Annotated in this window: 6 protein-coding genes; 3 read left to right on the top strand and 3 right to left on the bottom strand. The window is 43.6% G+C overall.

The features are described from left to right. Positions 1 to 45 precede the first annotated feature (45 nt). The 3 genes from ACT3ID_RS18515 to ACT3ID_RS18505 all read left to right on the top strand — a co-directional run bounded on the left by ACT3ID_RS18515 (position 46) and on the right by ACT3ID_RS18505 (position 2,355). On the top strand, positions 46 to 1,215 hold the full coding sequence (locus ACT3ID_RS18515) for a sodium:solute symporter family transporter (protein ID WP_491543555.1): 1,170 nt from the start codon (positions 46 to 48) through the stop codon (positions 1,213 to 1,215). 367 nt (positions 1,216 to 1,582) lie between these two features. Continuing rightward, positions 1,583 to 1,717 carry a hypothetical protein gene (locus ACT3ID_RS18510; RefSeq protein ID WP_491543554.1) on the top strand — a complete coding sequence of 45 codons (135 nt, stop codon included), beginning with the start codon at positions 1,583 to 1,585 and terminating at the stop codon, positions 1,715 to 1,717. 341 nt (positions 1,718 to 2,058) lie between these two features. Further along, positions 2,059 to 2,355, top strand: a complete 297-nt coding sequence (locus ACT3ID_RS18505) for a hypothetical protein (RefSeq protein WP_491543553.1) — start codon at positions 2,059 to 2,061, stop codon at positions 2,353 to 2,355. Positions 2,356 to 2,520: 165 nt separating this feature from the next. Here ACT3ID_RS18505 and folD read toward each other — a convergent pair whose 3' ends face one another. The 3 genes from folD to dacB form a co-directional block, all read right to left on the bottom strand. Next, on the bottom strand, positions 2,521 to 3,414 hold the full coding sequence (gene folD, locus ACT3ID_RS18500; protein WP_491543552.1) for a bifunctional methylenetetrahydrofolate dehydrogenase/methenyltetrahydrofolate cyclohydrolase FolD: 894 nt from the start codon (positions 3,412 to 3,414) through the stop codon (positions 2,521 to 2,523). A 98-nt stretch (positions 3,415 to 3,512) separates the two neighbouring features. Beyond that, positions 3,513 to 4,886: a sigma-54-dependent transcriptional regulator gene (locus tag ACT3ID_RS18495; protein ID WP_491543551.1), complete on the bottom strand. Its 1,374-nt coding sequence runs from the start codon at positions 4,884 to 4,886 to the stop codon at positions 3,513 to 3,515. A 5-nt stretch (positions 4,887 to 4,891) separates the two neighbouring features. Then, entirely contained in the window at positions 4,892 to 6,361 is a 1,470-nt protein-coding gene (dacB, locus tag ACT3ID_RS18490; RefSeq protein ID WP_491543550.1) for a D-alanyl-D-alanine carboxypeptidase/D-alanyl-D-alanine endopeptidase, read from the bottom strand. Positions 6,362 to 6,389: the final 28 nt, after the last annotated feature.

The raw sequence follows: 6,389 nt of genomic DNA, 5'->3' as shown, positions 1-6,389 counted from the left end.
CGATCCGAATCACACCTCCCGGTTTGACCGGGACAAAAAAGCCGCTTGACACTTGAAAAAGTCATAGCATTCCTTTCGGCTGTGTTCGAAATTCCACTGTGGATCAACATCATTATAGCGGGATTCATCGCCCTTGTTTATGATTACTTAGGCGGCATGAAAGCGGTCGTCATTTCTGATGTCCTGCAAATGGCTATCCTCTCGATTGGCATTTTTATCTGCGGATGGTATGCCCTGGATCTCATCGGCGGATGGCAGAATTTTGTCAGCAATATTGAACCGTCAAGGCTGCAGGTTTTTGAACTCGATAATACCGGCTTTGGCACCAGCGAAGAATTTGGTTTCTGGCCGATGGTGTTCGGGGGATTTTTTCTTTATGCTTCGTATTATGGGTGCGATCAAAGCCAGGCCCAGCGGGTATTGTCGGCAAGCAGTTTCAAGCAAATACGACGAGCCCTGCTATTTAACGGCATGCTTCGTTTTCCGCTAGTGCTGCTATACTGTATAATGGGATTAATCATCGGCACATATGCACTCACAGCCCCCTCCTTCGCCGGGCAGATACCGGCCGATCGCCCTGATTACATGGTTCCTACGTTCATCGTAGAATATCTGCCACACGGTATCATCGGATTTCTGATAGTAGCTATTTTTTCGGCCGCTATGTCATCGCTGGATTCGGCTCTCAACTCATTAAGCGCTGCCAGCGTCGAGGATCTGATACTCCGCACCAAACACCAAGAGACGCTTACCAACAAAGAAGAGATGCGATATTCGAAAATGACAACGCTGGGCTGGGGCGTTGTCTGCATTACACTGGCTTTTTCGGCCGGACATATTGCCGACACCATCATTGAAGCTATCAACAAAATGGGATCGTTTTTTTATGGTCCAATTATAGCCACGTTTGCCCTTGCTATTCTCACCAGACGGACAAATACCACAGGTATTAATATCGGTATTATTGCCGGCGTACTATTCAATTTTATCCTGTGGATTTTCTTCTCGGACCAGGTATTCTGGTTCTGGTGGAATTTCACAGGCTTTGCTGTCACTGCGAGTGTCGCCTATGGATACAGTACCCTCTTCAAGCATGATCATGTGCCTGAATTAGTGAAATCAGAGGCAATAAAAGTCTACACAACCGAAAGCTTACTACTCGGCATATACTTTTTGATCATCACTATATTCAGCTTTTCTCTGGCTTTTGCTTGAGTTTCAGCGGCTCAGAACCAAATGGAACGTACCGAACCAGAGGTTCGGTACGAGTTAACGTTCGACCTTATCTAAAGAAATAACGAGCTGTTGGCCCAACTTTTTATATTCACAGTCTATTGCCATAAGAGATTGCGGATCAAGCCTGTCCTCCGAAGCTTCAGCATAGGCGGGTCCGCAATGAAAACAGAGAGAGTTCAGACTTTTACCCACGGATGAATCCGTGGACTAAGAATATCATTTAAAAGCTCACTTGAAGTGAGCTTCGGTTTTCTGCTTCCTTAGCTTGATGATTTATCTTCAGGCTTTAGCAATATTACACAAGCTTCTGCCTAGAAATGCAATTTCTTGGAAGCAGAGCTTCGGAATGAGGGGAAAACCACGACGTCATCCCGGACTTGACCTGTCCGACTATCGGCGGATCCGGGATCTGGCACGGCAGAAAAACCCATCTGGCAAAATATACAAAGCAACGGCTATTTATCTCATTCAGAAGCTCTAGCCTGAAAGTAGACCTTCAGGTCGTTCCGAAGCTGGAGCTTTGAACAAGACAAAGCTGTCTCTTCACACTGACCCGACGACACTCCATCTTGCTTAGAAATACTCGTTGGACGTCAAAACCAGACTCTGACAAGTATTGATAGCTATAGAAAGAGACATCACGAGCGCGGGAATTAATTCCCACGCTATCGATATAACAACTATAGCAAATCAGGGTGGGTTGACCGGCCTCATATCAAAGAAAAGGATCGGCCCAAGTTGTGACGAGACATCCGCCCAACGGAACCGTTATATATTTTGAGATGTTATAAAGTACATTCTGTAAAATCGATCTCACACATCATGCTGAAATTCTACCGGAATAAAAATAACAAAACTAACCTTACAAGATGGGTTGAAGATAAGCTGGAGACAATGGTTATTGCTCATAAACTGGTTGATACCAATAGCGAACACTCTCTGCCTGATGGTATAGATTCAAAAGATCTGCCAGTGCTCAGCGACGGACATGACACCTGGTCATCTGAAGAAGAGATCAAGAAGTTTATCCGCAAGCTGGATCAGGATTTATCATTCAGCAGAAGTTTAACATCTGATGCCTGTTATGTAGATCCCGAAAATCCCGATCAATGCCTATAAAGAATTTCAGCTTTGCAAAACTAACTGTCATTGCGAACGCTGTGCGGCAATCTCCTGCTTGAATTATGGAAATGGAGATCGCTTCACAGGCTTGCAATGTCAGAATTGGATCTAGAGGTTTTGCAAAGCCTTCTAAACCTTTATTTAAAGTTTGTTAGAACTAAATTATTCGGGATAGATCGACTTCTTAGCCGCCAGCAGCGTGTTTTTCATCAACATAGCTACCGTCATCGGCCCCACACCACCGGGCACGGGTGTAATCCAGCTGGCTTTTTCTTTGACGCTCTCAAAGTGACAATCACCCACCAGGCTGTAACCTTTCTCTTTCGTTTCATCAGCCACACGGTTGATCCCCACATCAATTACCACGACACCCTCTTTGACCATTTCGCCTTTAATCAGGTTGGGCTGCCCCGCTGCAACCACTAAAATATCTGCAGCAATGGTGTGCTGTGTAAGATCTTTGGTAAACTTATGACAAACCGTAGTTGTAGCTTTTCCTTCTTCGCCTTTTTCTTTATTGAGAAGAATCGAAATTGGCCGTCCAACAATATTGCTGGCTCCAACTACAACAGCGTGCTTACCTTTTGTAGGAATGCTATAATATTTGAATAATTCAATGATGCCTGCAGGCGTGCATGAGCGAAAACTCGGCTGTCCTACTGTCAATCGACCTACATTCATGGGATGAAACCCATCCACATCTTTACGGTAGTCGATAGACTCGATTACATCGTGCGAAGACAGATGGTTAGGTAAAGGCAACTGCACCAGTATTCCATCTACAGAATCATCACTATTTAACTCGTTGATGGTAGATTTAAGTCCTTTTGCAGAAATCGTATCCGGCAAACGCATTGTATCTGTTTCGATACCTACTTCTTTACAAGCCCGGGTTTTTGCACCTACATATACATCCGAAGCAGGATTGCTTCCCACTAAAATAACTTGTAAAAAGGGAGGTCGATTACCGTCATTAACCCAGTCTTCCACATCCCTGCGGACTTCTTCCCTGGTTAGTTTTGCTACTTTCTTACCATCAATAATTTTTGCTGACATTGTATGAGTCTTGAGTAATGAGTCTTGGGTTGTAAGTTCAATTTTAATCGGAAATAATCGGCGTAAATATCCAGCTTCTAACCTCTATATTTCAACATCTACCGTTCGATATCGTACTTTTTCATTTTGTTGTAGATGTGACTCCGCTGGATATCGATAGCTTCTGCCGTTTTTGAAATATTCCAGTCATGTTCTTCAAGTTTGCGGAGCAAAAATAACCGTTCTACCGATTCTTTAAAATGCTGAAAGTTGTCAGTACTCTCGAGCAGGTTGTCTATTTCCCCGTTTTTTTGTCTGCCCGAAAGTGTAAGCCCTTCTACATCCTCTTTTGATATTTCGGAATTTTCCGCTAACAATCCGAGACGTTCAATAGCATTTTGGAGCTCTCGTACATTTCCTGACCAGTTTAGTTTTTTCAGCTCATTCAATGCTTCATCGGTAAAACTGATACCGGAAAACATAATATCTTTTTCCGCAAGCTGATCCAGCCACTTTTGGGCAAGCAGCGGGATATCTTCACGCCGCTCACGCAGCGGCGGCACGTTAATCGGAATAACATTAAGCCGGTGATAAAGATCCTCCCGGAATTCACCGCACTCAATAGCATCCAGAAGATCTTTATTCGTTGCAGAAATCACGCGCACATCTACTGATATTTTTTCGGTACCGCCAACGCGAATAATTGCATTTTCCTGCAGAGCACGCAGCACCTTGGCCTGCGCATCGGCGCTCATATCTCCTACCTCATCCAGAAACAGTGTTCCGCCATTAGCCTGTTCGAATTTACCGATACGCTGACGGCTGGCTCCTGTAAATGCTCCCTTTTCATGCCCGAAAAGTTCACTTTCCAGCAAATCAGCCGGAATAGCAGCACAGTTTACTTCCACAAATGGACCGCTACTGCGATTACTTTTTCCATGGATCCAGCGCGCTACCAGTTCTTTTCCCGTACCATTTTCACCGGTTACCATAACGCGCGAATTAGTCTGGGCAACTTTGTCGATGGTATCTTTTATTTTTTGAATGGCGTCACTCTGGCCGATAATTTGCGGAACCTCAGGCAGCCGTGATTTTATATTCTTGTTTTCTTCAGTCAGCCGTTGTTGATCCAACGCATTACGGACGCTCACCAGCAGTCTATTCAGGTCTGGGGGTTTTTCTATAAAATCAAAGGCTCCCTTTTTTGTGGCTTCTACAGCAATCTCAATATTGCCGTGACCTGAAATCATGATCACCGGAAACCGGTGGTTATTCTCCTTCAGCCGCGAGAGAATTTCCATCCCGTCCATCCCCTTCATCTTAATATCGAGCAGCATCAAATCAATCTGCTCTTCTTTCAGTGTTTCAAAAACCTGTTTGCCATTCTCGGCTTCCAAAACCTCGTAATCTTCGAACTCGAGGATATCCCGGAGCGAATTTCGAATGCTTTTCTCATCATCCGTGACTAATATTGTAGGCTTGTCATTCGACATTGAACTCAATGTTTTTCGTAAAGCGTTTGAATAATCTCTTCTTGAACGTAATCAATATAAGAGGTTTTATTCGTATAATTATTGGTGACTACAGAAAAAGCCAAGGTCTGTCCTGAAGAGGCTTCCATATAACCACTTAACGATCGTACCCCCGAGAGATAACCTGTCTTTCCATATATCTTTCCCTTCATCGGCGATTGGTTGAACCTATACTTAAGTGATCCGTCAACTCCCGAAATCGATAAACTATTTTTGTAATATTCAAATTCAGGATGATTACGCATCTCAACCAGTAGTTGGCTCAGATCCTCAACTGTCATAAGTGTTGAAGGGGCCATACCAGATCCGTCAGACATTTCCAGCCTGGCTGTATCCATTTTCTTTGAGGCAGCAAAATCCTCAACAAGACTAATTCCGAGCTCCGTACTGCCGGCTACATCATAATGTTCGGCAGCCATTGTCTTTAACAACATTTCGGAATAAAAATTATCACTGTTTTTATTAACCTGCTTGAGTATTTTTTTTAGCGGTTCAGAAGTATGCTCGGCCAGTACTACATATTTTTCATCACTCCAATCCTGCCGCTGGCTGTCCACCATTATGCGCCCACTCAGAGATATGCCTCCATCTTTGAGATATTTCTTAAATGTATCCAGGAAAAACATGGGAGCATTTTTAATAGAAAGTGACTCCTTTTCTATGTAATCCTTGGGAAGTTTACTCCGTAACTCAATAGTATTTGTACCCAGCAATCTGCGGTAATATTCGTCATATTCTGTACCCGGCGGCGTAATCACCTGTTCATTAACAAACTCTACATAATCAGTATCAAATGGAAACCATTCGATAGTAGGCTTTTCTCCAATATCTTCATCCGCATACACCGTCAGATCTACAGCGTTATTATTGAATGAGAGTGCACTTATTTCCACCCCATAATAAAACGAAAGATCTTCCCAGCTCCAGCCTTCCGGATATGGTTGCTGATCAAAAAAGGCATCGTTGCCAATAAGATTGCCGTTGATCTTACGAATGCCTTTCGAGTATAACGCCTTGAAAAACTTTTCAAACACGTACAGCCGGTCATCATCATAAAATTCACCGTTGATTGTAGGATCACCAGCTCCACGAATGATAATATCTCCATGCCACACATCACCAGCTTGATAGCCAAGACCGTACATTTTCGTTGAATAGGTATAATCAGCACCAAGCTCATCCAAAACAGCTGCAGAGGTTAATAGTTTTAAGCTTGAAGCAGGCCGTACTGTTTTATTAAAATTATATCCCTCAACTATGTTGCCGGTAGTATCGCGGGCAATTACAGACCAAAAAGCACTGTTGGCCCGGCTACTTTCTATGCTTTGTACAATATCAAGAGAAAAAGTAATATTCTGTCCCCTACTATCCGGCGCCAGGAAAGAACAAAGGACAAGGACCAATATACTTTTCGCAAGTAATCGTCTACTTCTCATACTGTCCCGGTTATCTGGATATTGTAAC

Source organism: Fodinibius sp. GM108, from assembly GCF_058386985.1.
The sequence above is the reverse complement of the archived record's forward strand: the minus strand, read 5'-3'. Positions and strand labels throughout refer to the sequence as shown.

What these genes read in the sequence shown, in the direction of transcription:
- folD (WP_491543552.1), bottom strand. Translation starts at nt 3,414, where the DNA reads ATGTCAGCAAAAATTATTGATGGTAAGAAAGTAGCAAAACTAACCAGG.
- dacB (WP_491543550.1), bottom strand. Translation starts at nt 6,361, where the DNA reads ATGAGAAGTAGACGATTACTTGCGAAAAGTATATTGGTCCTTGTCCTT.
- ACT3ID_RS18495 (WP_491543551.1), bottom strand. Translation starts at nt 4,886, where the DNA reads ATGTCGAATGACAAGCCTACAATATTAGTCACGGATGATGAGAAAAGC.
- ACT3ID_RS18510 (WP_491543554.1), top strand. Translation starts at nt 1,583, where the DNA reads ATGAGGGGAAAACCACGACGTCATCCCGGACTTGACCTGTCCGACTAT.
- ACT3ID_RS18505 (WP_491543553.1), top strand. Translation starts at nt 2,059, where the DNA reads ATGCTGAAATTCTACCGGAATAAAAATAACAAAACTAACCTTACAAGA.